Below are 24536 nucleotides of genomic sequence, written 5' to 3' on the forward strand. Positions count from 1 at the left end.
GCGGGCTTGCTCGCGAAGCAGTCGCCGAGGTATCAAGCCTGGTGAGTGATCCGCCCGTCCATCAAGGTGTAGCGCACCACACCCGGCAAGCTGTGGCCCAGGAACGGGCAGTTGTCGCCCTTGGAGCGCCAGGTTTCACCCGCGACGGTGGAAGCTGAGGGATCGAACAGCACCAGGTCCGCCGCTGCGCCAACCGCCAGTTTCCCAGCGGGTAGTTGCAGCGCCTGGGCCGGGCCGGCGCTCAGGCGTGCCAGCAGGGTCGGCAAGTCCAGCAAACCGTCTTCCACCAGCGTCAGCGCCAGCGGCAGCAGCAGTTCGACACTGCTGATGCCCGGCTCGGTGGCCCCGAACGGTGCCAGCTTGGCATCGCGCTCGTGGGGTTGGTGATGGCTGGAGATGGCCGAGATCACTCCGGATTTCACGGCTTCGCGCAGGCCGTCGCGGTCGGCGCGGGTGCGCAGTGGCGGCTGGACGTGATAGACGCTGTTGAAATCGATCAGCGCTTCGTCGGTCAGGATCAGTTGGTACAGCGCTACGTCGGCGGTCACCGGCAACCCACGGGCCTGGGCCTGGGCAATCAGTGCCGCACCGCGGGCGCTGGTCAGTTGGCTGAAATGCGCGCGCACGCCGCTTTGCTCTACCAGCAGCAGATCCCGCGCCAGGGCCACGGTCTCGGCGGTTTCCGGAATGCCTGGCAGACCGAGGAAACTGGCGGTGGGGCCTTCGTGGGCCAGGCCACCTTCGGCTAGATCGTGATCCTGGGAGTTGAAGATCACCGTCAGGCCGAAGGTCGCTGCGTATTCCAGGGCGCGGCACAGGGTACGGGTGTTGCGAAAGCTGTTGAGGCCGTTGCCGAACGCCACGCACCCGGCGTCACGCAGGGCGATGAGCTCGGCCAGTTGCTCGCCGTCGAGGCCTTTGCTCAAGGCGCCGATCGGGAAGACCTTGGTGTTGCCGGCTTCACGGGCGCGGTCGAGGATCAGTTCGGCCACGGCCGAGGTATCCAGCACCGGTTTGGTCTGTGGCGGGCAGCACAGGCTGGTCACGCCACCGGCAGCGGCGGCGCGGGTTTCGCTGACGATGCTGCCTTTGCGGCTGTAGCCGGGTTCGCGCAGCGCAACGTTCAGGTCCACCAGGCCGGGGGCGGCCACGAGCCCTTGGGCGTCGAGGACTTCGGCAGCCACGAAACCGGTCGGTGCGGCGCCCAGGGCGACGATTTTGCAGGCATCGATATGAATGTCGGTCACTTGATCCAGGCCACTGGCTGGATCGATCACGCGTGCGCCGAGAATGCTGAGCTTCACTGGGCGTTCTCCTGGTCGAATTGGCGCTGGGCCGTTTGCCCGCTCATGGCCATGGACAGCACGGCCATGCGGATGGCGATGCCGTAGGTGACCTGGTTGAGGATCACCGAATGCGGCCCGTCGGCCACCGCCGACTCGATCTCCACGCCGCGGTTGATCGGCCCGGGGTGCATGACGATGGCATCCGGCTTGGCGCCGGCCAGGCGAGCGGTGGTCAGGCCGAACAGGCGGTAGAACTCGCCTTCGCTGGGCAGCAGGCCGCCGGTCATGCGTTCGCGCTGCAGGCGCAGCATGATCACCACGTCCACATCTTTCAGGCCTTCGGTCATGTCGGTGTAGACCTTCACCCCGTATTGCTCGACGCCGATGGGCAGCAGGGTTTTCGGCGCGATTACGCGGATGTCGGGGCAGCCGAGGGTCTTGAGGGCCAGCATGTTCGAACGGGCTACCCGCGAGTGCAGGATGTCGCCGACGATGGCCACCGAGAGGTTTTCGAAGCTGCCCTTGTGCCGACGGATGGTCAGCATGTCGAGCATGCCCTGGGTCGGGTGGGCGTGACGGCCGTCGCCACCGTTGATGATCGCCACTTGCGGGCACACATGCTCGGCGATGAAGTGCGCCGCGCCGGAATCACCGTGACGCACGACGAACATGTCGGCGGCCATGGCTTCGAGGTTGCGCAGGGTGTCGAGCAGGGTTTCACCCTTGCTTGCCGAGGATGTGGACACGTTGAGGGTGATCACGTCCGCCGACAGGCGCTGGGCCGCCAGTTCGAAGGTGGTGCGGGTGCGGGTGGAGTTTTCGAAGAACACGTTGCACACGGTCTTGCCGCGCAGCAACGGGACTTTTTTCACCGCCCGGGCGCCGACTTCGAGGAACGAGTCGGCGGTGTCGAGGATTTCCGTCAGCAGCTCGCGGCGCAGGCCGTCGAGGGACAGGAAGTGCCGCAGCTGGCCCTGATCGTTGAGCTGCAGCGGGCGCTTGGTTTCGAGAGGCGTCATCGCGATGGACTCTTACAAGGGCAGTTAAAGGGCAAGGTCTTGCAGTTCGAGTTGCAGCGGCGACGGTCCGGAGAGCTTGACCCGCTCATGGGCGGCCAGCGTCAAGGTTGCGCCGACCACGTTCGGGCGGATCGGCAGCTCGGCGGCGTCCAGGTCCAGCAGGCAGACCAGCGTCACGCTGGCCGGGCGGCCGTAGTCGAACAGTTCGTTCATGGCGGCGCGGATGGTCCGGCCGCTCATCAGTACGTCGTCGATCAGCACCAGGTGCTGGCCTTCGATCTCGAAAGGCAGGGCCGACGGGCGTACTTGCGGGTGCAGGCCGTTCTGGCTGAAGTCGTCGCGGTAGAAAGACACGTCCAGGGTGCCCAACGGCGATGGGCTGCCCAATTCTTCGAGCAAGGCCTGGGCGACCCAGACGCCACCGGTGCGAATGCCGATGTAGCGCGGTTCGCTGATGCCGCGTTGTTCCAGGTGTGCCGTAAGACGAATCGCCATCTGGCTGATCAGTTCGGCAGGATTGGGCAGGCTCATGCTGGCTCCTTCAGGTTCCCGGGCCGGGGTGGGTGGCGCGGTCTATCGCTAAGAGAAAGCGCCTTGCGGCGCTTTCAAAAAATCAGGTTTCGAACAGGGCGGCGTTGGCATCGAGCCAGCCTTGCAGCAGCAGGGCGGCGGCGATGGCGTCCACCGGGTTGTCGCGGTAACTGCCTTTCTGCCCGCCACGCACCAGGCGCTCGCCCTTGGCCTCGAAGGTGGTCAGGCGTTCGTCATGGGTATAGAAGGGCAGGTTGTAGCGGCCGTTGAGCCGGCGGGCGAATTTTTCAGCGCGCAGGCACATGTCGCTGGGTGTGCCGTCCATATTCAATGGCAGGCCGACCACCACGGCATCGGGTTTCCATTCCTTGATCAGCGCTTCGACCTGGTTCCAGTCCGGAACGCCGTTCTGCGCCTTCAATGTGCACAATTCGCGGGCCTGGCCAGTAATGACCTGGCCGACCGCCACGCCGATCTGTTTGGTGCCGTAGTCGAAGCCCAGCAGCAGGCGCAGGGCCATCAGGCGTGTCCCGCCTGGCTGGTGAGCAGGCTGAGGTTGACCCCCAACCGACTGGCCGCAGCTTCCAGGCGCAGTTCGCTGCTGGTGTTGAACAGGATGTCGGCGTCGAACGGGCAGGTCAGCCAGGCGTTGTCGGCCAGTTCGGCTTCCAGTTGCCCAGGTTCCCAGCCGGCATAGCCGAGGGCAATCAGGCTTTTTTCCGGGCCGACACCGTCGGCGATGGCGAACAGCACGTCCTGCGAAGTCGACAGCGACACGCCGTTGAGGTCTACCGTGGCTTGGTATTTAGGGCCCGACGGATGGAGAACGAAGCCGCGATCGGTCTGCACCGGGCCGCCAATGAAGATCGGTACGTGCTGGCACAGGAGTGGCGGTTCTACATCGGGGCGCAGTTGCTCAAGAATGTCCGCCAGGTTCAGTTCCTGCGGGCGATTGACCACCAGCCCCATGGCCCCATTGGCCGTGTGCTCGACGATGTAGGTCAAGGTGTGGGCAAAGTTCGGATCGGCCATGTGCGGCATGGCAATCAGGAATTGATGCTTGAGGTAGGTGGGGCTGACGTTTTTCATAGGCGCTAGTGTGGCGGCGCAGGGCCGAACTGACAAGCTGGGGATGCGCAGGAAATGCCTCGATCTGGTGGGCGACACCGATCAAATGTGGGAGCGAGCTTGCTCGCGAAGGCGCCAGCACATCCGATGGATCTCCTGTGGCAGGACCGCCGCCTTCGCGGGCAAGCCCACTCCCACAGGGGATCCGCGGCAGGCTCAGGCTATCTACATGGCTCAGTTACTGGACAGCCGATCGCCCCGGGCAAACTTCCAGGTGCGGATGATTTCCAGTCGGTCGATGTCCGACAAGTCCCCGGTAAACGGCGCGAATGGGGCCGCCAGACGCACGATCCGCTGGGCGGCCTGGTCCAGCAGTGGCTGGCCGGAGGATTCGAGCACCAGCACTTCATACAGCGAGCCGTCGCGGTTGATCGAGACCATTAGCCGCAGGTTGCCGTAGATCTGCTTGCGGCGTGCTTCGTCGGGGTAATTGAGGTTGCCGATGCGCTCGACTTTCTTGCGCCACTCATCTTTGTACCAGGCACCCTTGTCGCGCATGGTCGAAGCGGCGCTCAGGCGATGGATGCGCGGGCGCTTGGCGTAGAGCTGTTGCTCCTGGGCCAGTTCGGCTTCCAGGCTGGCGATGTCGCTGGACAATTGTGAGCTGTCGAAGCTCGGGGCAGGCGCCTTGGGCTTGGGGTCGGGCTTGACCTCTTCCTTGACCGGGGCTTTTTTCGGCTTCGGCGCCACAGTGGTCACGGCCGCCTTGGGCGCCGTTTCCTGGACCTCGGGCTTGGCTGCCGGCGGCGGGGTGACTTTCTGTACCGTGTTGTCCTGGAATGGCGCGATCTCGGTGGTCTTGGGGATCGCCTTCTTTTCCAGGGTGCCACTGCCTTGCTGGTTGTCCTGGGCCAGGAAATCCGCCTTTGCCGGCTTGGTTTCGCTCTTGAAGGTCGCCAGGGTGATTTCCAGGGTCTGGCTGATCTGCTTGGGTTCGACCGAGGCAAACCCGACGCCCAGCAGCAAGGCCAGGTGGATCAAAGCCGCCAGGAACAGGGTAAAACCGAGGCGATCAGCCGGGCGCACGCCACGATGGGCGAGCTCTAGAGGCAGATCGGACGGGAGTGTCATGGCAGCAAAACCAACATCGCGTTTTTCAGGCCCGGCATGATAACGCAATGTTGGTTTTTAGCTGCAAGCTTCAAGCTGCAAGTGACAAGCTGTATGTCGTCCGTATCAAACTTGCCGCTTGAAGCTTATAGCTTGCAGCTGCTTCTCTATCGCATCCATCAGCATGCCGCCAATGTCGGTGCCAAAGGCGTTGTCGATCTCGCGGATGCACGTCGGGCTGGTGACGTTGATTTCCGTCAGGTGCTCGCCAATCACGTCCAGGCCCACGAACAACAGGCCTTTCTCACGCAGGGTCGGGCCGACCTGGGCGGCGATCCAGCGGTCCTTGTCGGTCAACGGACGCGCTTCGCCACGGCCACCCGCCGCCAGGTTGCCGCGGGTTTCGCCGGCGGCCGGGATGCGCGCCAGGCAATAGTCCACTGGCTCACCGTCGATCATCAGGATGCGCTTGTCGCCATCGACGATGGCCGGCAGGTAACCCTGGATCATGATTTGCTGCTTGCCATGCAGGGTCAGGGTTTCCAGGATCACGGACAGGTTCGGGTGGCCGGCGGTGTGCCGGAAGATCGAGGAACCGCCCATGCCGTCCAGGGGCTTGAGGATCACGTCGCCGTGATGGTCGGCGAATTCGCGCAACACGTCCGGGCGACGGCTGACGATGGTCGGCGGCGTGCACTGCGGAAACAGTGTGGCGAACAGCTTTTCATTGCAGTCGCGCAGGCTCTGGGGTTTGTTGACCACCAGCACGCCGGCGTTTTCAGCCTGCTCCAGCAGGTAGGTGGAGTACACGAATTCCATGTCGAACGGCGGATCCTTGCGCATCAGGATCACATCCAGATCGCTCAGCAGCGCATCGCTTTCCTCGCCCAGCTCGAACCACTTCTCGGGGTTGGCGAAGACCTTCAATGGCTTCATCCGCGCCCGCGCCTGGCCTTCGGCCTGGTAGAGGTCGCGCTGCTCCATGTAGAACAGCTCCCAGCCGCGCTTTTGAGCGGCCAGCAGCATGGCCAGCGAGCTATCCTTTTTATAGGAAATGCTGGCGATAGGGTCCATGACAATGCCGACGCGTACGCTCATGGCTTGGTTCCTCGAAAATGTGGTGGGCACAAATGGCGTGAAAAAGTGGCGTCAGAGTGGCGCCCGGAAGATTGGCGGTCAAGGAAAAACCGCCGCGCCGAGCGGCCGATAGATCGGCGATGGAGACTGTGCTAAAAAGGCTGCCATGTGACGTGCGGGCCTTGAACATCAAGGGTTTGCGCTGTCGTTCACTCTTAAGCGATAAAAACCGGTCCGCAGCGGCAATGGCAGAGCATCCTACGCAACAGCAACCCAGCGCCTTGAAGGTCATGGTCATCGACGACTCGAAGACCATCCGCCGCACCGCCGAAACCTTGCTGCGCAACGTGGGCTGCGAGGTGATCACGGCCGTCGACGGCTTCGATGCCCTGGCCAAGATTGCCGACCATCAGCCGGGCATCATCTTTGTCGACATCATGATGCCGCGCCTGGACGGCTACCAGACCTGTGCCCTGATCAAGAACAACAGCGCATTCAAGGCCACGCCGGTGATCATGCTGTCGTCCCGGGACGGCCTGTTCGACAAGGCCAAGGGGCGCATCGTCGGCTCCGATCAGTTTTTGACCAAACCGTTCAGCAAGGAAGAACTGCTGGGGGCGATACAGGCCCATGTCCCGGGCTTTGCCGCTGTCCAGCCGCACCAGGCATATTAATGACGCTCGGCCAATGGGCCTGGGGTCAAGAAAAATGGGGAACACCATGGCACGTATCCTGATCGTCGATGACTCGCCGACCGAAATGTACAAACTGACCGGCATGCTGGAAAAGCACGGCCACCAGGTCCTGAAGGCCGAAAATGGCGCCGATGGCGTGGCCCTGGCTCGCCAGGAAAAACCCGACGCCGTGCTGATGGATATCGTCATGCCGGGCCTCAACGGTTTCCAGGCCACACGCCAGTTGACCAAGGACCCGGACACCGGGCACATCCCGGTGATCATCATCACCACCAAGGATCAGGAAACCGACAAGGTCTGGGGCACGCGCCAGGGTGCGAAGGATTACCTGACCAAACCGGTGGACGAAGAAACCCTGATCGCGACCCTGAACAAAGTGCTGGCGGGTTGACGGCGCGGCCATGAGCCAGTCCCTGACCGCATTCGAGCTGCTGCTGCAGATCGATCGGCGCTGCCGGTTGCTGGGGGCGGACCTGCCTTCGCAGCCGACCCACCGCGACAGTTGGAGCGGCATCGGCTTTCGCCTGGGCGAACACTGGTACGTGGCGCCCATGGGCGAAGTCAGCGAAGTGCTGCACGAGCCACGTTACACACAGTTGCCCGGGGTCAAGCCATGGGTCCGTGGCGTGGCTAACCTGCGGGGGCGATTGTTGCCGTTGATGGACCTGTGCGGTTTTTTCGGCCATGAACTGTCGACGGTGCGCAAACAGCGACGCGTGTTGGTGGTGGATCGCGACGAGGTGTTCGCCGGATTGCTGGTGGACGAAGTCCTCGGGCTGCAGCATTTCGCCCAGGATAGCCTGGAGCCGACACTGGTCGACGACCTCGACGGCCCGGAGTCAGCCTTCGTCAAAGGGCAGTTCCGGGGTGAGCAGGCGTGGCAGGTATTCAGCCCGTTTGCGTTGACGCGGTCACCGGGGTTCATGGATGTGGCTGTTTGACGAAAAATCTCGAATGAACGGGCTGGCCTCTTCGCGGGCAAGCCCGCTCCCACATTGGATCTGTGGTGCTCACAAGGTTTTGAGTTCACAGCAGATCGATGTGGGGGGCGGGCTTGCTCGCGAAGACGGCGACTCGGTCTGACAGGTAAGCAAGGCAGTGGCCCCACTGATAAAGCAGTGAGTTGATTGGGCAGTACAGGCGAGAATCGATGATCAAGGCAAAAACAGGCAAGCCACTGGAAGCGTCGCGCAGTCGTTCGCAGATCATCGTGCTGTTCGTCGCATTGATCATCTTCATCGTGCTGCTGTTCGCCAACTTCGCTTACCTCAACACCCAGTCCACTTACGACAAACAGTACATTGGTCACGCCGGTGAATTGCGGGTGCTTTCCCAGCGCATCGCCAAGAACGCCACCGAGGCCGCCGCCGGCAAGCCTGCGGCCTTTAAATTGCTGAGCGACGCGCGCAATGATTTTGCCCAGCGTTGGGGCTACCTGAAGCAGGGTGATCCGGTGACCGGCCTGCCACCGGCGCCCGCCACCCTGCGCCCGCAAATGCGCGCGGTGCAATTGGATTGGGAACGGCTGCTGCAGAACACCGATGCGATCCTGTCCAGCGAACAAACCGTGCTGTCGCTGCACCAGGTGGCGGCCACCCTGGCCGAAACCGTGCCGCAATTGCAGGTCGAATACGAAAAAGTCGTCGAGATCCTCCTGCAACGCGGCGCGCCTGCCGCCCAGGTCGCCATGGCCCAGCGCCAGTCGCTGCTGGCCGAGCGGATTCTAGGCGCGGTGAATACCGTGCTGGCCGGGGATGAAAACGCCAGCCAGGCCGCCGACACCTTTGGCCGCGACGCCGCCCGGTTCGGCCAGGTGCTTAACGGCATGCTGCAAGGTGACCCGACCTTGAAGATCTCCCAGGTCCAGGATCGCGATGCCCGGGCGCGCCTGACTGAAATCAGCGAGCTTTTCGAATTCGTCTCCGGTTCGGTGGATGAAATCCTCGAAACCTCCCCGGAGCTGTTCAAGGTTCGTGAGTCGGCCGGCAATATCTTCAACCTGTCGCAGACCCTGCTCGACGAGGCTTCGCACCTGGCCACGGCCTTCGAGAACCTGGCCGGCGGACGCTCCGTCAACACCATCGGCGGCTACGTACTGGGCCTGCTGGCGCTGATGTCGATCATCCTGATCGGCCTGGTGATGGTCCGTGAAACCAATCGCCAACTGCGCGAAACCGCAGAGAAGAACGAGCGCAACCAGAACGCGATCATGCGGCTCCTGGACGAAATCGAAGACCTGGCCGACGGCGACCTGACCGTTACCGCTTCGGTCACCGAGGACTTCACCGGCACCATCGCCGACTCCATCAACTACTCGGTGGATCAATTGCGCGACCTGGTGGCGACCATCAACCTCACCGCCGGCCAGGTCGCCGCTGCCGTGCAGGAAACCCAGGCCACGGCGATGCACCTGGCCCAGGCATCCGAGCATCAGGCCCAGCAAATTTCCGAAGCATCGGCTTCAATCAATGAGATGGCCCAGTCCATCGACCAGGTATCGGCCAATGCCGCCGAGTCGTCGGCGGTGGCCGAGCGTTCGGTGGAGATCGCCAACAAGGGCAACGAGGTGGTGCACAACACCATTCATGGCATGGACAACATTCGCGAGCAGATCCAGGACACCGCCAAGCGCATCAAGCGCCTGGGCGAGTCGTCCCAGGAAATTGGCGACATTGTCAGCCTGATCGACGACATCGCCGACCAGACCAACATCCTGGCCCTCAATGCCGCCATTCAGGCGTCCATGGCCGGTGATGCCGGGCGCGGGTTCGCAGTGGTGGCCGATGAAGTGCAGCGGCTGGCGGAGCGCTCTTCAGCGGCGACCCGGCAGATCGAAACCCTGGTGCGGGCGATCCAGGCCGACACCAACGAGGCGGTGATTTCCATGGAGCAGACCACCACGGAAGTGGTGCGCGGTGCTCGCCTGGCCCAGGACGCCGGCGTCGCCCTGGAAGAAATCGAAGGCGTGTCCAAGACCCTGGCGGCGCTGATCCAGAGCATCTCCAACGCGGCGCAGCGACAGACCAGCTCGGCGGGGCAGATTTCGTTGACCATGAATGTGATCCAGCAAATCACCACGCAGACCTCGTCCGGCTCCACCGCCACCGCCGAAAGCATTGGCAACCTGGCAAAAATGGCCAGCCAGCTACGCCGCTCGGTGTCCGGGTTTACCTTGCCGGCGGGGCCGGTGGTTGAAGAGAACAAAGGGTGACTGACCGGCAGGAAGGGGATTTACCTGGTGCAAGCGTGTGGCGAGGGAGCTTGCTCCCGCTGGGTGGCGCAGCCGCCCCAGAGATTGTGTGAGCGCTGCGCGCTCAAACGGGAGCAAGCTCCCTCGCCACGGGGTTCTCGTCCGTGCCCCAGGCATACGACTTTGATTTGGAGTGGTTATGGGTGATCGGCACGACTATGTGGCCCTGGAATGGGTCAAGGGCGAGATTGCCGAAACGCTGAAGCAGGCCCATCTGGCCCTCAACCGCCTGCTGGACGATCCGCAGGCAGCGGATGCCCTTGGGCAATGCCTGGCCTGCATTCACCAGGTGCACGGCGGCCTGCAGATGATCGAATTCTACGGCGCGGCGTTGCTGGCCGAGGAAATGGAGCAACTGTGCGCTGCCCTGCAAGACAACCGCATCGCCCATCGTGACGAAGCCATCAGCCTGTTGAGCCAGGCCCTGGGCCAGTTGCCGATCTACCTGGACCGCATACAAAGCGCCCGTCGTGACCTGCCGCTGGTGGTGCTGCCGCTGATCAACGACCTGCGCAGTGCCCGGGGCGAGAGCCTGTTGTCGGAGACCAGCCTGTTCAGTCCCGAGCTGCCCGACATTGCGCCGCTCCAGGACGAGGCCCTAAAGCGCCTCGAACCGCCGGATCTGCCGAACACGTTGCGCAAATTGCGCCAGACCCTGCAAGTGGCACTGGCGGGCCTGCTGCGCGAACAGGACGATGCGACCCATCTCGGTTACCTGGCCAAGGTCTTCCACCGCCTCGAGGGCCTGTGCGCCGCAGCGCCGCTCAATGAGCTGTGGCAGGTGGCTTCGGCACTGGTCGAAGGCATGCGTGAAGGGCGCATCGCCAACAGCCCGGCGCTGCGCAGCCTGTTCAAGGAAGCCGACAAGGAACTCAAGCGCTTGCTCGACCAGGGCATGTCAGGCATCAATCAACCGGCACCGCCCCACCTGCTCAAGAGCTTGTTGTTCTATATTGCCAAGGCCGAACATCCCAGCGGGCAGATGCACATCATGAAAGAACGCTACTCACTGGACGACGCGCTGCCTGACAGCGCCATGGTCGACGAAGAACGCGCGCGCCTGGCCGGGCCCGACCGCGATGCCATGCGCTCGGTGCTCACCGCGCTCTGTGAAGAACTGGTGCGGGTCAAGGAACGCCTCGACCTGTTCGTGCGCAGCGACCGTCAGCACGCCTCGGAGCTGGACAGCCTGCTGGCGCCCTTGCGGCAGATCGCCGATACCCTGGCGGTGCTCGGTTTCGGCCAGCCGCGCAAAGTCATCATCGACCAATTGGCGGTGGTGCTGAGCCTCGCCCAGGGCCAGCGCGAGCCGGATGACGCGACCCTGATGGATGTCGCCGGCGCCTTGCTGTATGTCGAGGCGACCCTGGCCGGCATGGTCGGCACCGTCGAGCCCGAAAGCCGCGAAGACACCCAACTGCCCACCACCGACCTGACCCAGATCCACCAGATCGTCATCAAGGAGGCCCACACCTGCTTGCAGCAGGCCAAGGACATGATCGTCGACTACATCGACGCTGACTGGAACAGCGAACAGTTGGAGCCCTTGCCGGCGCTGCTGACCCAGGTCCGTGGCGCGTTGGCGATGATCCCGCTGGGCCGCGCCGCCGGGCTGGTGGAGGCTTGCAACGGTTTCATCCGCGAGCATCTGCTGCTGGAACATGCCCAGCCAGGCTGGGAGGAACTCGATCATCTGGCCGATGTGATTACCGGCCTCGAATATTACCTGGAACGGCTGAGCGAGGATCCGGAAACCCCCGGTGAGCCTTTGCTCGATGGCGTCGAACGGAGCCTGGCGGCCCTCGGCTATTTCCCTGACGAAGCGCGGGTTCCGTTGCTCGACGATGTGCTGAGCCCCAATGAGGCCCAGGTCATGCACGACTTGCAGGAGCTGAATGACCCGCAGACGGTGCAGTCCCTCGCCCAAGTGCTGGCCAGTCCGGTCTCGGCGGTGAACCCGCCGGCCCGCAATACCCCGGGCAGCCTGCTGCCGCCACCGACGGATGAGCACCCGGTGGACGATGAGTTGCGCGAAGTCTTCCTCGAGGAAACCGCCGAGGTGCTGGACGTCCTGCGTGAGTACCTGCCGCGCTGGAACGCCCATCCCGACGATCATGACGCCCTGGGCGAGCTGCGCCGGGCGTTCCACACCCTCAAGGGCAGTGGCCGGATGGTGCGCGCATTGGTGCTGGGTGAACTGGCCTGGGCCATGGAAAACCTGCTCAACCGGGTGCTGGAGCACAGCGTCGAAGCGGGTACGACGGTTCGCCAGTTGATCGCGGACACGGTGCAATTGCTGCCGGCGCTGGTGGCCGAATTCGCCGACAGTCAGCAGCGCCAACGCGACGACGTCGATCGACTGGCCGCCCGCGCCCATGCCCTCGCCAAGGGCAACGATGAAGAGGATGACGACGAGCAGGATGTCGCCGCCCTCGATCCCTTGTTATTGAAAATCTTCGGCAACGAAGCCCAGGGCCACCTGGCCAGTCTCAATCATTTTCTTGAGCAGGCCGCCGACCACTTGCCGTTGCAGGCCAGCGATGAGTTGCAGCGGGCCTTGCACACCCTCAAGGGCAGTGCATCGATGGCCGGGGTGCTACCGATCGCCGAGTTGGCCGGGGCGATGGACGACCTGGCCCGGGAGTACAAGGCGCACCTGATCGCCCTCGATCTGGATGAAATCGACCTGCTACTGGAAGCCGAGGGTCTGCTGCGGCTGGGGCTGCGGCAACTGCACAACGAGCCACTGGCAGCGATCCCCGGCGCCGAGGACCTGATTCGCCGCGCCCAGGCTCAGTTGGCCGAGCGTCTGCAAGCGGCCCTCAGCACACCGGACAAAGGGCTGCGGACCAAGCGTGATCCGCAACTGATCAACAACTTCCTCGCCCAGGGCATGGACATCCTGCTGGACGCCGAAAGCCTGTTGCAGCGCTGGCAGCAGCATCCCGGCGAAGGCCAGGAATTGAGTGCGCTGCTGGATGAGCTGACCACCCTGGGTGAAGGCGCGCATTTGGCCGACTTGCATCCGGTGGACGAGCTTTGCGAAGCCTTGCTGGATCTCTACGGCGCGGTGGAAGAAAGCAGCCTGGCGGTCAGCGACGGGTTTTTCCAAGAGGCGCAGCGCGCCCATGAAGCACTTATCGACATGCTCGATGAACTGGCAGCCGGGCAGCATGTGCGCCCGCAGCCCGAACGGGTACAAGCCTTGCGCAGCCTGCTTGAGGCCAGTCTCGATCCGGCGGCAACCGGTCTGATCCGCAGCGACGGCAGCCGCACCCTGAGTATCCGCGAGCTGGGCAATGCCACCGCTGAGCTTGAACGTGAAACCCCCGCCGACACGTCGGTGGACGATGATATTGCCGCGATCTTTCTCGAAGAAGCCCAGGACATTCTCGAAAGCGCTGCCCAGGCGTTGCAACGTTGGCTGGCCGATCCGGACAACGGCGCGCCGCTGTCTTCGTTGCAGCGGGATTTGCACACCCTCAAGGGCGGGGCGCGGATGGCGGGCGTGCGCCCCGTGAGCGACCTGGCCCAGGAACTGGAAAACCTCTACGAAGGCCTGGTGGACCGCCGCTACAGCCACAGCGAGGAACTGGCGCAACTGCTCAACAGCAGCCACGAGCGCCTGGACCTGCTGCTTGGGCAATTGCAGCAGGGCCAGCCGTTGGGCGATCCCGTTGCATTGATCGATGCCATACGCCGGTTTCGTCAGGACCAACCCAGTGCCATCGACGCCGCCGGGACGGCCCAGGGCGATGCGGCCGGTCACGATCCGGAGCTGCTTGAAATCTTCCTCGAAGAGGGCTTCGACATCCTCGACAGCTCCAGTGCGGCGTTGCTGCGCTGGCAGGCGGAACCGTCGAATCGCCAGGCCGTGGAAACCCTCCTGCGAGATTTGCACACGCTCAAGGGCGGTGCGCGAATGGTGGAAATCGGGCCCATCGGTGACCTCGCCCATGAACTGGAGAACCTTTACGAAGGCCTGTCGGCGGGGCTGCTGCAACCGAGTCCGGCATTGTTCACCTTGCTGCAAAGCAGCCATGACCGATTGGCGCAGATGCTCGACGCGGTGCGCGCCGGGCAACCGTGCCCGTTGGCTGATCGGCTGATCACGCAGATCCAGGCGGTGAATCATCCGCAGGAGCCTGAAACGCCTCAAGCCGTCGCGGTCCCGGAGCCGGTCTCTGCGCCGCCTGCGGCGCCGACGTCGGCGCCCGCCCGAACCGAGCCGGCGGTCCCCAGCGACGGTGCCGACATGGTCAAGGTCTCCGCCGAGCTGCTCGACGACCTGGTGAACCTGGCCGGCGAGACGTCGATCTTCCGTGGGCGTATCGAACAGCAGGTCAACGACGCTCGTGTGGCCCTGAGCGAGATGGAAACCACCATCGAGCGTATGCGCGACCAGTTGCGGCGCCTGGATACCGAAACCCAGGGGCGGATTCTCAGCCGCCAGCAGGTTGAGGCCGAGCGCCTGGGCTACGAAGAGTTCGACCCGTTGGAGATGGACCGGCATTCCCAGTTGCAGCAGTTGTCCCGGGCGCTGTTCGAGTCCGCCTCGGACCTGCTCGACCTGAAGGAAACCCTCGATCGCGGCAACCACGACGCCGAGAACCTTCTGCAACAGCAAGGACGCATCAACACCGAGCTCCAGGAAGGGCTGATGCGTACGCGCATGGTTCCGTTCGAGCGCATGCTCCCGCGCCTCAAGCGTATCGTCCGGCAGGTGGCGCAGGAGCTTGGCAAGGACGTGGAATTCGTGGTCGGCAATGCCGAGGGCGAGATGGATCGCAACGTGCTCGAACGCATGGCCGCGCCGTTGGAGCACATGCTGCGCAACGCCGTCGACCACGGCCTGGAGCCGGCCGATGTGCGTATCGCCGCCGGCAAGCCGGCCCGGGGACGCATCAGCCTTGACTTGTCCCGGGAAGGCGGCGACATCATTTTCGACATCCGCGACGACGGTGCCGGTGTGCCCTTGGAGGCGGTGCGGCGCAAGGCAATCAAGCGCGGCCTGCTGACGCCGGACAGCGACATCAGCGACCGTGACGTGTTGCAGTTCATCCTCCAGCCGGGGTTCTCCACGGCGGAAAAAATCACTCAGATATCCGGGCGCGGCGTTGGCATGGACGTGGTCCATGAAGAGGTGCGGCAACTGGGCGGCAGCATGGTCATCGACTCGACGCCCGGGCAGGGCGTGCATTTTCGCATTCGCCTGCCGTTCACCGTGGCGGTCAACCGGGCATTGATGGTGCAGTGTCATGACGACCTGTACGCGATCCCGTTGAACACCATTGACAGCATCGTCCGGGTATTGCCCGCCGAACTGGACGGTTATTACCAGCTCGATCCGCCGACCTACAGCTATGCCGGCCAGCGTTATGAACTGTGCTACCTGGGCGAACTGCTGAAGACCGGCGCCCGCCCGAAACTGCTGGGCCAGAGCCAACCCTTGCCGGTGCTGCTGATCCAGTGCAACGAGCGGCATGTCGCGGTGCAAGTAGACGCGACCGCCGGGACCCGCGAGATTGTGGTCAAGAGCCTCGGCCCGCAATTTTCCTCGGTGCAGGGCCTATCCGGCGCGACCATCCTGGGGGATGGCCGGGTGGTATTGATCCTCGACCTGCTGGCGCCGATCCGCGCCTTGCCTCACCAGGTCCCGCGCCGTCCGTTGGCGGCGCAAGGTGAGGGCGAGCACCAGCGGCCGTTGCTGGTGCTGGTGGTGGACGACTCGGTGACGGTGCGCAAGGTCACCAGCCGCCTGCTGGAACGCCATGGCATGCACGTCCTCACCGCCAAGGACGGCGTGGACGCGATGGCACTGCTGGCTGAGCACTCCCCGGATCTGATGCTGCTGGACATCGAGATGCCGCGCATGGACGGCTTCGAAGTGGCCACGCAAGTGCGCAACGACCCGCGCCTGGCGCACCTGCCGATCATCATGATCACCTCCCGTACCGGCCAGAAACACCGCGACCGCGCCATGGCCATCGGCGTCAACGACTACCTGGGCAAGCCGTACCAGGAATCGGTGCTGCTCGACAGCATCGCCCGCTGGAGCAAGACCCATGCATGACCTGCATTTTCACCAGCGCACCAGCCACCTCACCGGCCTGCTGCTGCCCTTGGCCGACCGGCACCTGATCCTGCCCAATGTGGCCGTGGCCGAACTGATCGACTACCAGAGCAGCGCCTTCGATATGGACACCCCGCCGTGGTTCCTCGGCTGGGTGAGCTGGCGCGAACGGCAAATACCGCTGCTGAGCTTCGAGTCGGCCTGCGGCCAGAAAACCGTGCTCGGCGAGCGGGCCCGCATCGTCATCCTCAACGCCCTGGGCGGACGCCCGGAACTGCGCTTCATCGCACTGCTGGTGCAAGGCATCCCGCGCTCCTACAAACTCGACAGCCAATTGAGCTACGTCGACGTGCCACTGTGCGGGTTGGAGCAGGCGGCGGTGCAGGTGGGGGAACATGTGGCGAAAGTGCCGGACTTGTTGGCGTTGGAGGAGTTGGTGGTGGCGGCCGGATTGATGAGTGCCTGAGTCCGCTACCCCATAAGAGTCATCCACCTGATAGATCGGTCCACCGACACCCTGTGGCGAGGGAGCTTGCTCCCGCTCGGGCGCGCAGCGGCCGCTCTTTTTTGGGGCCGCTTCGCAGCCCAGCGGGAGCAAGCTCCCTCGCCACAGGAGTTTGCTGCCAGAAGTCAGGCTGTATCTCTTTTATTGGCGTCGAACCCACCATTCAGAACAAGCAGCGCATAGGTGCTGAGCTTGACAAGTCCCAAAAAGGGACCTATCGTTCCCTTTTTGGGACTTATAGCCTTTGCCATGAATCACCTCTCTCTAAGCGATGCCTTGTTCACGGCCACTCAGCAACGGGTCCTGGGCCTGTTGTTCGGTAAACCGGATCGAAGTTTCTATGCCAATGAAATTGCTCGCTGGGCTCAAGTTGGCAAGGGCAGTCTCATGCGGGAGCTGGAGCGTTTGCAAAACTCAGGGATTTTGCTGATGACTCGTCAGGGCAATCAAACCCATTACCAAGCCAATGTGCACTGCCCGATCTACACGGAACTGTTGGGCATCGTTCAAAAAACCATGGGGATAGCCGAGCCGTTGCGCCAAGCCTTGGAGCCGTTTTCCAGGCAGTTGAGTTGGGCGTTCGTCTACGGCTCCATCGCCAAAGACCAGGCGAACGCATCCAGTGACATAGATCTCATGCTGATCGGCGAAGGCCTGCACTACAGTGAAGTTATGGAGCGGCTTATGCCTCTGGAGGAGCAACTGGGCCGCCCTCTTAACCCTACGCTCTACACGCCCCAGGACTGGGCTGCAAAATTTGCGGCGGGTAACAGCTTCGTGGTGCGGGTAGCGCGGCAGGACAAGATCAACTTGCTGGGTGAAGACCCTTTGGGGGAGCGAGCTTGCTCTCGATAGCAGTGTGTCAACCAACATCATATCGATTGATCAAACGCCATCGCGAGCAAACTCATTCCCACAGGGTCAGTTTCAAACTGATACATCGGGTCGCCGAGAACCTGTGTCGAGGAAACCGTTTCCGCTGGGTAGAATCCCTATAAGTCGGGTGTGAATATCCAGCCGCTATTGGGATACGCGCACAACCTCAATGTCATCGATGTCCACCTTGCGAGAAGCGACTTCCCCGAAATGTGCGCCGATCAGGATGTGGCTCCTGCCACCGAAGTAGGAAGTTGTGATTTTACGACTCTGGAGCCACTTGCCGGTTGGAGTTTGCGAGCCTAAGGTGAAAGCAGCGCTCCAGCCCAGCGATATGTCTTTAGTAACAACGACCGTCATCTCAGTTGCTTCCCCTGGCTCCGGTGGGTGAACGCGATACTTGAAGGTCGTCAAAAGAGATCCTTTCTCTTCTTCTCCACCAGAAAAGGTAAATATCTTGGCGAGAGATGGCATAAACGGGTATGGGGATTTCCATTCCAGCTTGCCGGACCAGAAAGTATTCTTGCGGCCTCCCTCTTCTTCCGTCTTGAGTATCCCATCCAGGGATCCAGTGTCATTTTCCCAGCCGTTTCTTCCTCCATCCTCAAAGTCGTGCCCATACTCGTTGTGGTTCATGTGGTTTCTCCTGTCCCAGTGCTTTTGACCCTGCCCAGCAAACCGGACATGGTTCGCGGTTCAACGTATTCGGCGCTGCAAGGGATGGATTGGCTACTGTCAGGACTGACAGGTTGAAGCCGCGATCCGACAAGCGGTTGCGTACGGGAGGAAGATTGCGGAGTTTCAGCCAGCTCAATGTTGACTGATCCATTGCCATCGCGAGCAAGCTCGCTCCACAGGAGGCTGGGTCCGTTTTCCCCACCATTACTCCAACCGTAACGATCCGCCGCTGACCTTGATTGATGCATCTGCCACGACGCTCCTAAGGTAACCCCCACGACAGCGAACCCGTGGAGTGGTCATGACAACAACAATATCCCCCGACTCGCGCTGGACGCGGCGGCGCGGCGAGAAGCAGCGGCGTCTCGAGCTGGTGAAGGGGCTTGCCGACGGTGTGGTGTTGCCCACCGACAAGATCGTTGCGGCGCTGGAGGCGTTGATCCTGCCTGGCGATCGTGTGGTGCTGGAGGGCAACAACCAGAAGCAGGCGGATTTTCTCTCCCGCTCACTGGCGAAAGCCGACCCTTCGAAGCTGCACGATTTACACATGATCATGCCCAGTGTCGGCCGGTCCGAGCACCTGGATCTGTTCGAACGCGGCATCGCCCGCAAGCTGGATTTCTCCTTCGCCGGTACCCAGAGCCTGCGCATCAGCCAGTTGCTGGAAGATGGCCTGCTGGAAGTCGGCGCGATCCACACTTACATCGAGCTCTATGCCCGGTTGGTGGTGGACCTGATTCCCAACGTGGTGCTCTCGGCCGGGTTCATGGCCGACCGCGCCGGCAATATCTACACCGGCCCCAGCACCGAAGACACCCCGGCACTGATCGAACCGGCGGCCTTCAGCGACGGCATCGTCATCGTCCAGGTCAACCAGTTGGTGGATGACGTCAGTGACTTGCCCCGGGTGGATATCCCGGCGTCCTGGGTCGATTTCGTGGTGGTGGCCGACAGGCCGTTCTACATCGAACCGTTGTTCACCCGCGACCCGCGCCACATCAAGCCTGTGCATGTGCTGATGGCGATGATGGCGATCCGTGGGATCTACGAAAAACACAACGTCCAGTCTCTCAACCACGGCATCGGTTTCAACACCGCCGCCATCGAACTGATCCTGCCGACCTACGGCGAATCTCTCGGTTTGAAGGGCAAGATCTGCCGCAACTGGACGCTCAACCCGCACCCGACCTTGATCCCGGCCATCGAAAGCGGCTGGGTGGAAAGCGTGCATTGCTTCGGCACCGAATTGGGCATGGAACACTACATCGCCGCCCGGCCGGACGTGTTCTTCACGGGGCGCGACGGCTCGCTGCGTTCCAACCGCATGGTCTGCCAATTGGCGGGGCAATACGCGGTGGACCTGTTCATTGGGGCGACGCTGCAAGTGGATGGCGACGGTCATTCCTCCACCGTGACCCGTGGCCGACTGGCCGGTTTCGGTGGTGCGCCGAACATGGGCCACGACCCACGCGGTCGCCGTCATGGCACGCCGGCGTGGCTCGACATGCGCCATGGCGACGGCGAGGCGCCGCTGCTGGAGCGCGGCAAGAAACTGGTGGTGCAGATGGTCGAGACGTTCCAGGAGGGCGGCAAACCGACCTTCGTCGAGACCCTCGACGCGGTGGAGGTGGCGAAGAAAGCCGGCATGCCCCTGGCGCCAATCATGATCTACGGCGATGACGTCACCCATTTGCTCACCGAAGAAGGCATCGCTTATTTGTACAAGGCTCGTTCCCTGGAGGAGCGCCAGGCGATGATCGCGGCGGTGGCCGGTGTCACCGCTATCGGCTTGCGCCACGACCCGAAAGACACCGCGCGCATGCGTCGCGAAGGGCTGGTTGCGTTGCCCGAAGACCTCGGCATCCGCCGCACCGACGCCACCCGCGAGCTGCTTGCCGCCAAAAGTGTGGCCGACCTGGTGGAATGGTCCGGTGGCCTCTACAACCCGCCCGCCAAGTTCAGGAGTTGGTAAATGCACGCCTACAACCTGCAACCTGCAAAACTGTCCCTGGCCGAGCGCCTGGCTGACGTAGCGGTGGACGCGCTGATCGACGAAGCCGACCTCTCGCCCAAACCGGCGCTGGTGGATCGGCGTGGCAGCGGCGCCCATACGGATTTGCACCTGGGCCTGATGCACGCCTCGGCGCTGTCGCTGTGGCCGGCGTTCAAGGCAATGGCCGAAGCGGCTGTCGAGTGCGCTGAGATCGGCTTGCCGTTGCGCGAAGCCCTCGGACGGATCGGCCGCGAGGGTGAGGCCGCAATGCTCGTCACCACGGGCGGCGTGAATACTCACCGTGGCGCGATTTGGGCCTTGGGCTTGCTGGTGGCGGCGGTGGCGCTGGAACCTCAATCCTGCGGCGCCGGCGCAGTCACTGTTCGTGCTGCGCGCCTGGCCTTGCTCAACGACCGCTATGCGCCGCAACCCATGAGCCATGGCGCCCAGGTCACGCAGCGCTACGGCGTGCGCGGCGCCCGTGAAGAAGCGCAGCTGGCTTTTCCGGCAGTCACCGGCCTGGGCCTGCCGCAGCTCAAGCGCAGCCGCGCGGCGGGTGCCGGTGAGCAGAACGCCCGGCTCGATGCCTTGCTGGCGATCATGACCACCCTGGCCGATACCTGTGTGCTCTACCGCGCCGGCGAGCCGGGCTTGCAGGCCATGCAACAAGGCGCCAAAGCGGTGCTCGATGCCGGTGGCAGTGCGAGCCTGGGCGGTCGTCGCCAACTGCATGCGCTGGACCAACAACTGATTGCCTTGAACGCCTCGCCCGGTGGCGCCGCCGACCTGCTCGCCGCCTGCCTGTTTCTCGACCGCATAGAACGCGGCGATGGCCTCTTCCCTGGAGTGTGCTGATGGAAACCTTATCCTTTGAATTCCCCGCCGGGCAGCCGCCACGGGGTCGGGCGCTGGTGGGCTGTGTTGGCTCGGGCGACCTGGAAGTGCTGATCGAACCCGGGCTGGCAGGCAAGCTGACCATCCAGGTGCAAACCTCGGTCAACGGCAGCCAACAACGTTGGGAACATCTGTTCGCCCGCATGTTCGATGGCCAGACGCCGCCGGCCCTGGCCATCGACATCCACGACTTCGGCGCGACCCCTGGCGTGGTGCGTTTGCGCCTGGAGCAAGGCTTCGAGGAGATCGGCCATGACTGACAGTGCAGCGCTGCTCAACAAGCACAGCTTTGTCGAACTCGGTGCCCGGCAACGGGCCAAGGCCCTGCTCGACGAGGGTACGTTTCGCGAACTGCTCGACCCGTTCCAGCGAATCATCTCGCCGTGGCTGTTGCGCCAGGGCGTGGTGCCGCAAAGCGACGACGGTGTGGTGATTGCCAAGGGCCGCATCGATGGCCTGCCGGTGGTGATCGCCGCCATTGAAGGCGCATTCCAGGGCGGCAGCCTCGGCGAAGTCGGCGGGGCAAAGATTGCCGGCGCGCTGGAACTGGCCGCCGAGGACAACCGCAACGGCGTTCCGACCCGTGCCGTATTGCTGCTGGAAACCGGCGGGGTGCGCTTGCAAGAGGCCAATCTCGGGCTGGCTGCCATCGCCGACATTCATTCGGCGATTGTCGATCTGCGCCAGTATCAGCCAGTGGTTGGCGTAGTGGCCGGCAGCGTCGGCTGCTTTGGCGGCATGTCCATCGCCGCCGGGTTGTGCAGTTATCTGCTGGTGACCCAGGAAGCGCGGCTGGGCCTGAACGGCCCGCAAGTGATCGAACAGGAGGCCGGGCTCGACGAATACGATTCTCGCGACCGGCCATTCATCTGGAGCCTGACCGGCGGCGAACAGCGCTTTGCCACCGGTCTGGTGGACCGTTATTCGGCTGACGATGTGGCGCAGATCCGCACGCAGGTCAGCCAGTTGCTGCACACGGGTGTTCCCGCTGAACACCGCAGCGGGCAGGCCGAACTATTCCTGCAACGCCTGGGCCGGTTGGACACCGACGTGCAAATCGAACCGGCCGCGGTTCGCCAGCTGTATCAGGGAGAACGCCCATGACTTCATATTCGTTGAGAGGCTTGCGCTGGTTCGAGGCCTTGAGCGGCGGCGCCAAACCGCTGGAAGGACTGCCCGCTTCGTTGAAAGTCGCTGACCTCGAATTGGCTGGGCAGAACGTGCGCCTGCTGGCGGTGGTGGCTGATCCCGACAGCCGCTTTCCTCGTGCGCGCAATGGCGAAGTCGGTTTGCTCGAAGGCTGGGGCCTGGCCAAAGCCGTGGACGACGCCATCGAGGCCGACCGCGATGCCCCCCATAAGCGGGCATTGGTGGCCATTGTCGATGTGCCGAGCCAGGCCTATGGCCGCCGGGAGGAAGCTCTCGGCATTCACCAGGCATTGGCCGGCGCGGCAGACAGCTATGCCCGTGCGCGGCTGGCCGGGCATCCGGTGATCGGTTTGCTGGTGGGCAAGGCGATGTCCGGGGCGTTCCTGGCCCACGGCTACCAGGCCAACCGATTGATCGCATTGCGCGATCCGGGTGTGATGGTCCATGCCATGGGCAAGGCTTCGGCGGCGCGGGTGACCTTGCGCAGCGTCGAGGAACTGGAAGCCCTGGCCACCAGCGTGCCGCCGATGGCCTATGACATCGACAGCTTTGCCAGCCTGGGGCTGCTCTGGGAAACCCTGTCGGTGGAGCAGATCGAGCAGCCGACGATGGCGGACTTGGCGCGAGTGACCGATTGTCTGCACCAGGCCGTCGATGAGATTGCCGGGGCGCCGCGGGACTTGAGCAGCCGACTGGGCGCGCCCCATCGCGCCGCGTCGAGCCAGGTTCGCCAACTGTTGAGGGAACAATGGTGAGCAGATTCCTGGCCCATGACCTGCTCTGGGGCATGACCGCGCAGCAGTTGCCGACGGATGCGCCGGTATGGGCGGTGGAGTCGATCCGCGCCGGGCAGCCTGTGGTGGTCCGCCGCGCGCTGGCGGCGCCGGGCCATGTGGCGGTCGGGATACGCGGGCGCCTGCGCGAGCAACGTTATGCCACGACGATGTCGATGGCTGTGGTGTCGCGCCGCGTAGCGCCGGAAGCGCTTGGTCATGTCGAGTCGACATGCAATTTGCCGGCGTTGCAGGCGTTGGCCCGGCTGCGGCCATTGCTCGACGCCAGCGGCTGGGTCTGGGGTGTCAGCGGCAGCGCCGGTTTTGAGCTCGCCAGCGGCAGCGAGGCACTGCATGAACACAGCGACCTGGACCTGATCCTGCGCACGCCACAGCCGTTGGGCCGCGACCGGGCCCGGGAACTGCTGGCGCAACTGGACGCCGTGGGGTGTGCTGTGGATATGCAATTGCAGACGCCTTTGGGCGCCGTTGCCCTTCGCGAGTGGGCAGGATCGTCGCACCAGGTCTTGCTCAAGGATGATGTATGCGCCCGGCTGGTGATCGATCCCTGGCAGTCGTCGTTGGAGTCGGTGGCGTGAGCAGCCTGTTCGTGTTTCCCGGCCAGGGCGCGCAGCGAGCGGGCATGCTCCATGGCTTGGCGCCGCAGATCCTGGCCGAGGCAAGTGATGTGCTTGGCGAAGATGTATTGCAGCTGGACAGCGCCAAGGCGTTGCAATCGACCCGTGCCGTGCAGTTGTGTCTGTTGATCGCCGGTGTCGCCGGGGCCCGTCGATTGTTGGAGCAGGCACCTGCGCCGGACTACGTCACGGGCCTGTCCATCGGGGCGTATCCGGCGGCGGTAGTGGCCGGTGCGCTGGGGTTCGATGATGCGTTGCGATTGGTGAGCCTGCGTGGCGAGCTGATGCAGCAGGCGTATCCCAACGGCTATGGCATGACCGCGATCATCGGCCTCGATCTCGCGACTGTAGAGAGCTTGCTGGCGCAGGTGCACAGCGACAGGACGCCGGTCTACCTGGCCAACATCAACGCGGACAACCAGATCGTCATTGCCGGCAGCGACGAGGCGATGGGTATCGTTGCCGGGCAGGCACGAAACCAGGGCGCGGCCAGGGCGTGCCGTCTGGCGGTGAGCGTGCCGTCCCATTGTCCGTTACTGCAAGCGCCGGCCCGGGCATTGGCCCAAGCCTTTGCCAGCGTGCCGATGGCGAGGCCCACGCTGGGCTACCTCAGTGGCAGCCGCGCCCGGCCGGTGGTTGACGTCGAAGCCTTGCGCGACGACCTGGCATTCAACATGTGCCGTGTCGTCGATTGGCGCGGCACGGTACAAAGCGCCTACGAGCGAGGTGTGCGGCTACAAATCGAACTGCCGCCCGGTGCGGTACTCACCGGGCTGGCGCGCCGGGTGTTCGAGCAGGGCACCGTGATTGCCTTCGACGGTGCGCGGCTCGACACCTTGCAAACGCTGTTGCGTGAGGAGGGAAACCGCCAACCCTAGACACCGACTCAAGCTGGCGAAGCACAAAAACAACAACTTCGAC

General features: G+C 63.5%; 22 protein-coding genes. 14 read left to right on the top strand and 8 right to left on the bottom strand.

What is annotated here, in order from left to right:
• Nucleotides 1-32: 32 nt before the first annotated feature.
• The 7 genes from AD663_RS01995 to gshB all read right to left on the bottom strand — a co-directional run bounded on the left by AD663_RS01995 (nt 33) and on the right by gshB (nt 6112).
• The gene (locus tag AD663_RS01995) at nt 33-1304 is read right to left on the bottom strand and encodes a dihydroorotase (RefSeq protein WP_053213176.1); all 1272 of its coding nucleotides are present in this window, start codon (nt 1302-1304) and stop codon (nt 33-35) included.
• Nucleotides 1301-2305, bottom strand: a complete 1005-nt coding sequence (locus AD663_RS02000) for an aspartate carbamoyltransferase catalytic subunit (RefSeq protein WP_003177495.1) — start codon at nt 2303-2305, stop codon at nt 1301-1303. The genes AD663_RS01995 and AD663_RS02000 overlap by 4 nt, the downstream gene beginning before the upstream one ends.
• Nucleotides 2306-2329: 24 nt before the next feature.
• The gene (gene pyrR, locus AD663_RS02005) at nt 2330-2836 is read right to left on the bottom strand and encodes a bifunctional pyr operon transcriptional regulator/uracil phosphoribosyltransferase PyrR (RefSeq protein WP_003177496.1); all 507 of its coding nucleotides are present in this window, start codon (nt 2834-2836) and stop codon (nt 2330-2332) included.
• 82 nt (nt 2837-2918) lie between these two features.
• Nucleotides 2919-3356: a Holliday junction resolvase RuvX gene (gene ruvX / locus AD663_RS02010; protein ID WP_003177497.1), complete on the bottom strand. Its 438-nt coding sequence runs from the start codon at nt 3354-3356 to the stop codon at nt 2919-2921.
• Nucleotides 3356-3925 carry a YqgE/AlgH family protein gene (locus AD663_RS02015; RefSeq protein WP_003177498.1) on the bottom strand — a complete coding sequence of 190 codons (570 nt, stop codon included), beginning with the start codon at nt 3923-3925 and terminating at the stop codon, nt 3356-3358. The genes ruvX and AD663_RS02015 overlap by 1 nt, the downstream gene beginning before the upstream one ends.
• A gap of 213 nt (nt 3926-4138) precedes the next feature.
• On the bottom strand, nt 4139-5035 hold the full coding sequence (locus AD663_RS02020) for an energy transducer TonB (RefSeq protein WP_053213258.1): 897 nt from the start codon (nt 5033-5035) through the stop codon (nt 4139-4141).
• Between the two features lie 105 nt (nt 5036-5140).
• Nucleotides 5141-6112, bottom strand: a complete 972-nt coding sequence (gene gshB, locus AD663_RS02025) for a glutathione synthase (RefSeq protein WP_003177500.1) — start codon at nt 6110-6112, stop codon at nt 5141-5143.
• Nucleotides 6113-6336: 224 nt separating this feature from the next.
• Here gshB and AD663_RS02030 point away from each other — a divergent pair, with 224 nt between their 5' ends.
• From AD663_RS02030 to AD663_RS02060, 7 genes are all read left to right on the top strand, one after another.
• The gene (locus AD663_RS02030; protein WP_003177501.1) at nt 6337-6765 is read left to right on the top strand and encodes a PleD family two-component system response regulator; all 429 of its coding nucleotides are present in this window, start codon (nt 6337-6339) and stop codon (nt 6763-6765) included.
• A 46-nt stretch (nt 6766-6811) separates the two neighbouring features.
• The gene (gene pilH / locus AD663_RS02035; protein ID WP_003177502.1) at nt 6812-7177 is read left to right on the top strand and encodes a twitching motility response regulator PilH; all 366 of its coding nucleotides are present in this window, start codon (nt 6812-6814) and stop codon (nt 7175-7177) included.
• Nucleotides 7178-7187: 10 nt separating this feature from the next.
• Nucleotides 7188-7727 (top strand): chemotaxis protein CheW, encoded by a 540-nt coding sequence (locus tag AD663_RS02040; RefSeq protein ID WP_003177503.1) that lies wholly within the window; start codon nt 7188-7190, stop codon nt 7725-7727.
• Between the two features lie 209 nt (nt 7728-7936).
• Complete coding sequence (locus AD663_RS02045; protein ID WP_003177504.1) at nt 7937-9997, top strand: methyl-accepting chemotaxis protein; 2061 nt, start codon at nt 7937-7939, stop codon at nt 9995-9997.
• A 178-nt stretch (nt 9998-10175) separates the two neighbouring features.
• Nucleotides 10176-16109, top strand: a complete 5934-nt coding sequence (locus AD663_RS02050) for an Hpt domain-containing protein (RefSeq protein ID WP_053213177.1) — start codon at nt 10176-10178, stop codon at nt 16107-16109.
• Nucleotides 16102-16575: a chemotaxis protein CheW gene (locus AD663_RS02055; protein ID WP_053213178.1), complete on the top strand. Its 474-nt coding sequence runs from the start codon at nt 16102-16104 to the stop codon at nt 16573-16575. Before AD663_RS02050 ends, AD663_RS02055 begins: the two co-directional genes overlap by 8 nt.
• A gap of 288 nt (nt 16576-16863) precedes the next feature.
• Nucleotides 16864-17469 (top strand): nucleotidyltransferase domain-containing protein, encoded by a 606-nt coding sequence (locus tag AD663_RS02060; RefSeq protein ID WP_053213179.1) that lies wholly within the window; start codon nt 16864-16866, stop codon nt 17467-17469.
• A 165-nt stretch (nt 17470-17634) separates the two neighbouring features.
• Here the strand turns inward: AD663_RS02060 and AD663_RS02065 are convergent, their stop codons facing one another.
• A complete protein-coding gene (locus AD663_RS02065; RefSeq protein ID WP_053213180.1) occupies nt 17635-18126 on the bottom strand; it encodes a hypothetical protein in 492 nt (163 codons plus the stop codon).
• A gap of 343 nt (nt 18127-18469) precedes the next feature.
• On the opposite strand from AD663_RS02065, the gene mdcA reads away from it, so the two are divergent.
• From mdcA to mdcH, 7 genes are read left to right on the top strand one after another with little or no spacing between them, the layout of a single operon-like run.
• Nucleotides 18470-20140, top strand: coding sequence for a malonate decarboxylase subunit alpha (mdcA, locus tag AD663_RS02070; protein ID WP_053213181.1), 1671 nt, complete (start codon nt 18470-18472; stop codon nt 20138-20140).
• Nucleotides 20141-21016 carry a triphosphoribosyl-dephospho-CoA synthase gene (locus AD663_RS02075; protein WP_003177513.1) on the top strand — a complete coding sequence of 292 codons (876 nt, stop codon included), beginning with the start codon at nt 20141-20143 and terminating at the stop codon, nt 21014-21016. It abuts the gene before it with no gap.
• Entirely contained in the window at nt 21016-21315 is a 300-nt protein-coding gene (locus AD663_RS02080; RefSeq protein ID WP_003177514.1) for a malonate decarboxylase subunit delta, read from the top strand. Before AD663_RS02075 ends, AD663_RS02080 begins: the two co-directional genes overlap by 1 nt.
• Nucleotides 21308-22159 (top strand): biotin-independent malonate decarboxylase subunit beta, encoded by an 852-nt coding sequence (locus tag AD663_RS02085; RefSeq protein WP_053213182.1) that lies wholly within the window; start codon nt 21308-21310, stop codon nt 22157-22159. Before AD663_RS02080 ends, AD663_RS02085 begins: the two co-directional genes overlap by 8 nt.
• Complete coding sequence (mdcE, locus tag AD663_RS02090; protein WP_053213183.1) at nt 22156-22959, top strand: biotin-independent malonate decarboxylase subunit gamma; 804 nt, start codon at nt 22156-22158, stop codon at nt 22957-22959. The genes AD663_RS02085 and mdcE overlap by 4 nt, the downstream gene beginning before the upstream one ends.
• A complete protein-coding gene (locus AD663_RS02095) occupies nt 22953-23576 on the top strand; it encodes a malonate decarboxylase holo-ACP synthase (RefSeq protein WP_053213184.1) in 624 nt (207 codons plus the stop codon). Before mdcE ends, AD663_RS02095 begins: the two co-directional genes overlap by 7 nt.
• Entirely contained in the window at nt 23573-24493 is a 921-nt protein-coding gene (gene mdcH / locus AD663_RS02100) for a malonate decarboxylase subunit epsilon (protein ID WP_003177518.1), read from the top strand. The genes AD663_RS02095 and mdcH overlap by 4 nt, the downstream gene beginning before the upstream one ends.
• Nucleotides 24494-24536: the final 43 nt, after the last annotated feature.

The organism is Pseudomonas sp. Q12-87, assembly GCF_001269755.1.
Lineage (GTDB): Bacteria > Pseudomonadota > Gammaproteobacteria > Pseudomonadales > Pseudomonadaceae > Aquipseudomonas > Aquipseudomonas fluorescens_S.

What these genes read in the sequence shown, in the direction of transcription:
- mdcA (WP_053213181.1), top strand. Translation starts at nt 18,470, where the DNA reads ATGACAACAACAATATCCCCCGACTCGCGCTGGACGCGGCGGCGCGGC.
- pyrR (WP_003177496.1), bottom strand. Translation starts at nt 2,836, where the DNA reads ATGAGCCTGCCCAATCCTGCCGAACTGATCAGCCAGATGGCGATTCGT.
- AD663_RS02095 (WP_053213184.1), top strand. Translation starts at nt 22,953, where the DNA reads ATGGTGAGCAGATTCCTGGCCCATGACCTGCTCTGGGGCATGACCGCG.
- AD663_RS02080 (WP_003177514.1), top strand. Translation starts at nt 21,016, where the DNA reads ATGGAAACCTTATCCTTTGAATTCCCCGCCGGGCAGCCGCCACGGGGT.
- AD663_RS02020 (WP_053213258.1), bottom strand. Translation starts at nt 5,035, where the DNA reads ATGACACTCCCGTCCGATCTGCCTCTAGAGCTCGCCCATCGTGGCGTG.
- mdcE (WP_053213183.1), top strand. Translation starts at nt 22,156, where the DNA reads ATGACTTCATATTCGTTGAGAGGCTTGCGCTGGTTCGAGGCCTTGAGC.
- AD663_RS02000 (WP_003177495.1), bottom strand. Translation starts at nt 2,305, where the DNA reads ATGACGCCTCTCGAAACCAAGCGCCCGCTGCAGCTCAACGATCAGGGC.
- AD663_RS02050 (WP_053213177.1), top strand. Translation starts at nt 10,176, where the DNA reads ATGGGTGATCGGCACGACTATGTGGCCCTGGAATGGGTCAAGGGCGAG.
- AD663_RS02075 (WP_003177513.1), top strand. Translation starts at nt 20,141, where the DNA reads ATGCACGCCTACAACCTGCAACCTGCAAAACTGTCCCTGGCCGAGCGC.
- AD663_RS02015 (WP_003177498.1), bottom strand. Translation starts at nt 3,925, where the DNA reads ATGAAAAACGTCAGCCCCACCTACCTCAAGCATCAATTCCTGATTGCC.
- AD663_RS02085 (WP_053213182.1), top strand. Translation starts at nt 21,308, where the DNA reads ATGACTGACAGTGCAGCGCTGCTCAACAAGCACAGCTTTGTCGAACTC.
- AD663_RS02065 (WP_053213180.1), bottom strand. Translation starts at nt 18,126, where the DNA reads ATGAACCACAACGAGTATGGGCACGACTTTGAGGATGGAGGAAGAAAC.
- AD663_RS02055 (WP_053213178.1), top strand. Translation starts at nt 16,102, where the DNA reads ATGCATGACCTGCATTTTCACCAGCGCACCAGCCACCTCACCGGCCTG.
- AD663_RS02060 (WP_053213179.1), top strand. Translation starts at nt 16,864, where the DNA reads ATGAATCACCTCTCTCTAAGCGATGCCTTGTTCACGGCCACTCAGCAA.
- pilH (WP_003177502.1), top strand. Translation starts at nt 6,812, where the DNA reads ATGGCACGTATCCTGATCGTCGATGACTCGCCGACCGAAATGTACAAA.
- AD663_RS02030 (WP_003177501.1), top strand. Translation starts at nt 6,337, where the DNA reads ATGGCAGAGCATCCTACGCAACAGCAACCCAGCGCCTTGAAGGTCATG.
- AD663_RS02045 (WP_003177504.1), top strand. Translation starts at nt 7,937, where the DNA reads ATGATCAAGGCAAAAACAGGCAAGCCACTGGAAGCGTCGCGCAGTCGT.
- AD663_RS02040 (WP_003177503.1), top strand. Translation starts at nt 7,188, where the DNA reads ATGAGCCAGTCCCTGACCGCATTCGAGCTGCTGCTGCAGATCGATCGG.
- gshB (WP_003177500.1), bottom strand. Translation starts at nt 6,112, where the DNA reads ATGAGCGTACGCGTCGGCATTGTCATGGACCCTATCGCCAGCATTTCC.
- ruvX (WP_003177497.1), bottom strand. Translation starts at nt 3,356, where the DNA reads ATGGCCCTGCGCCTGCTGCTGGGCTTCGACTACGGCACCAAACAGATC.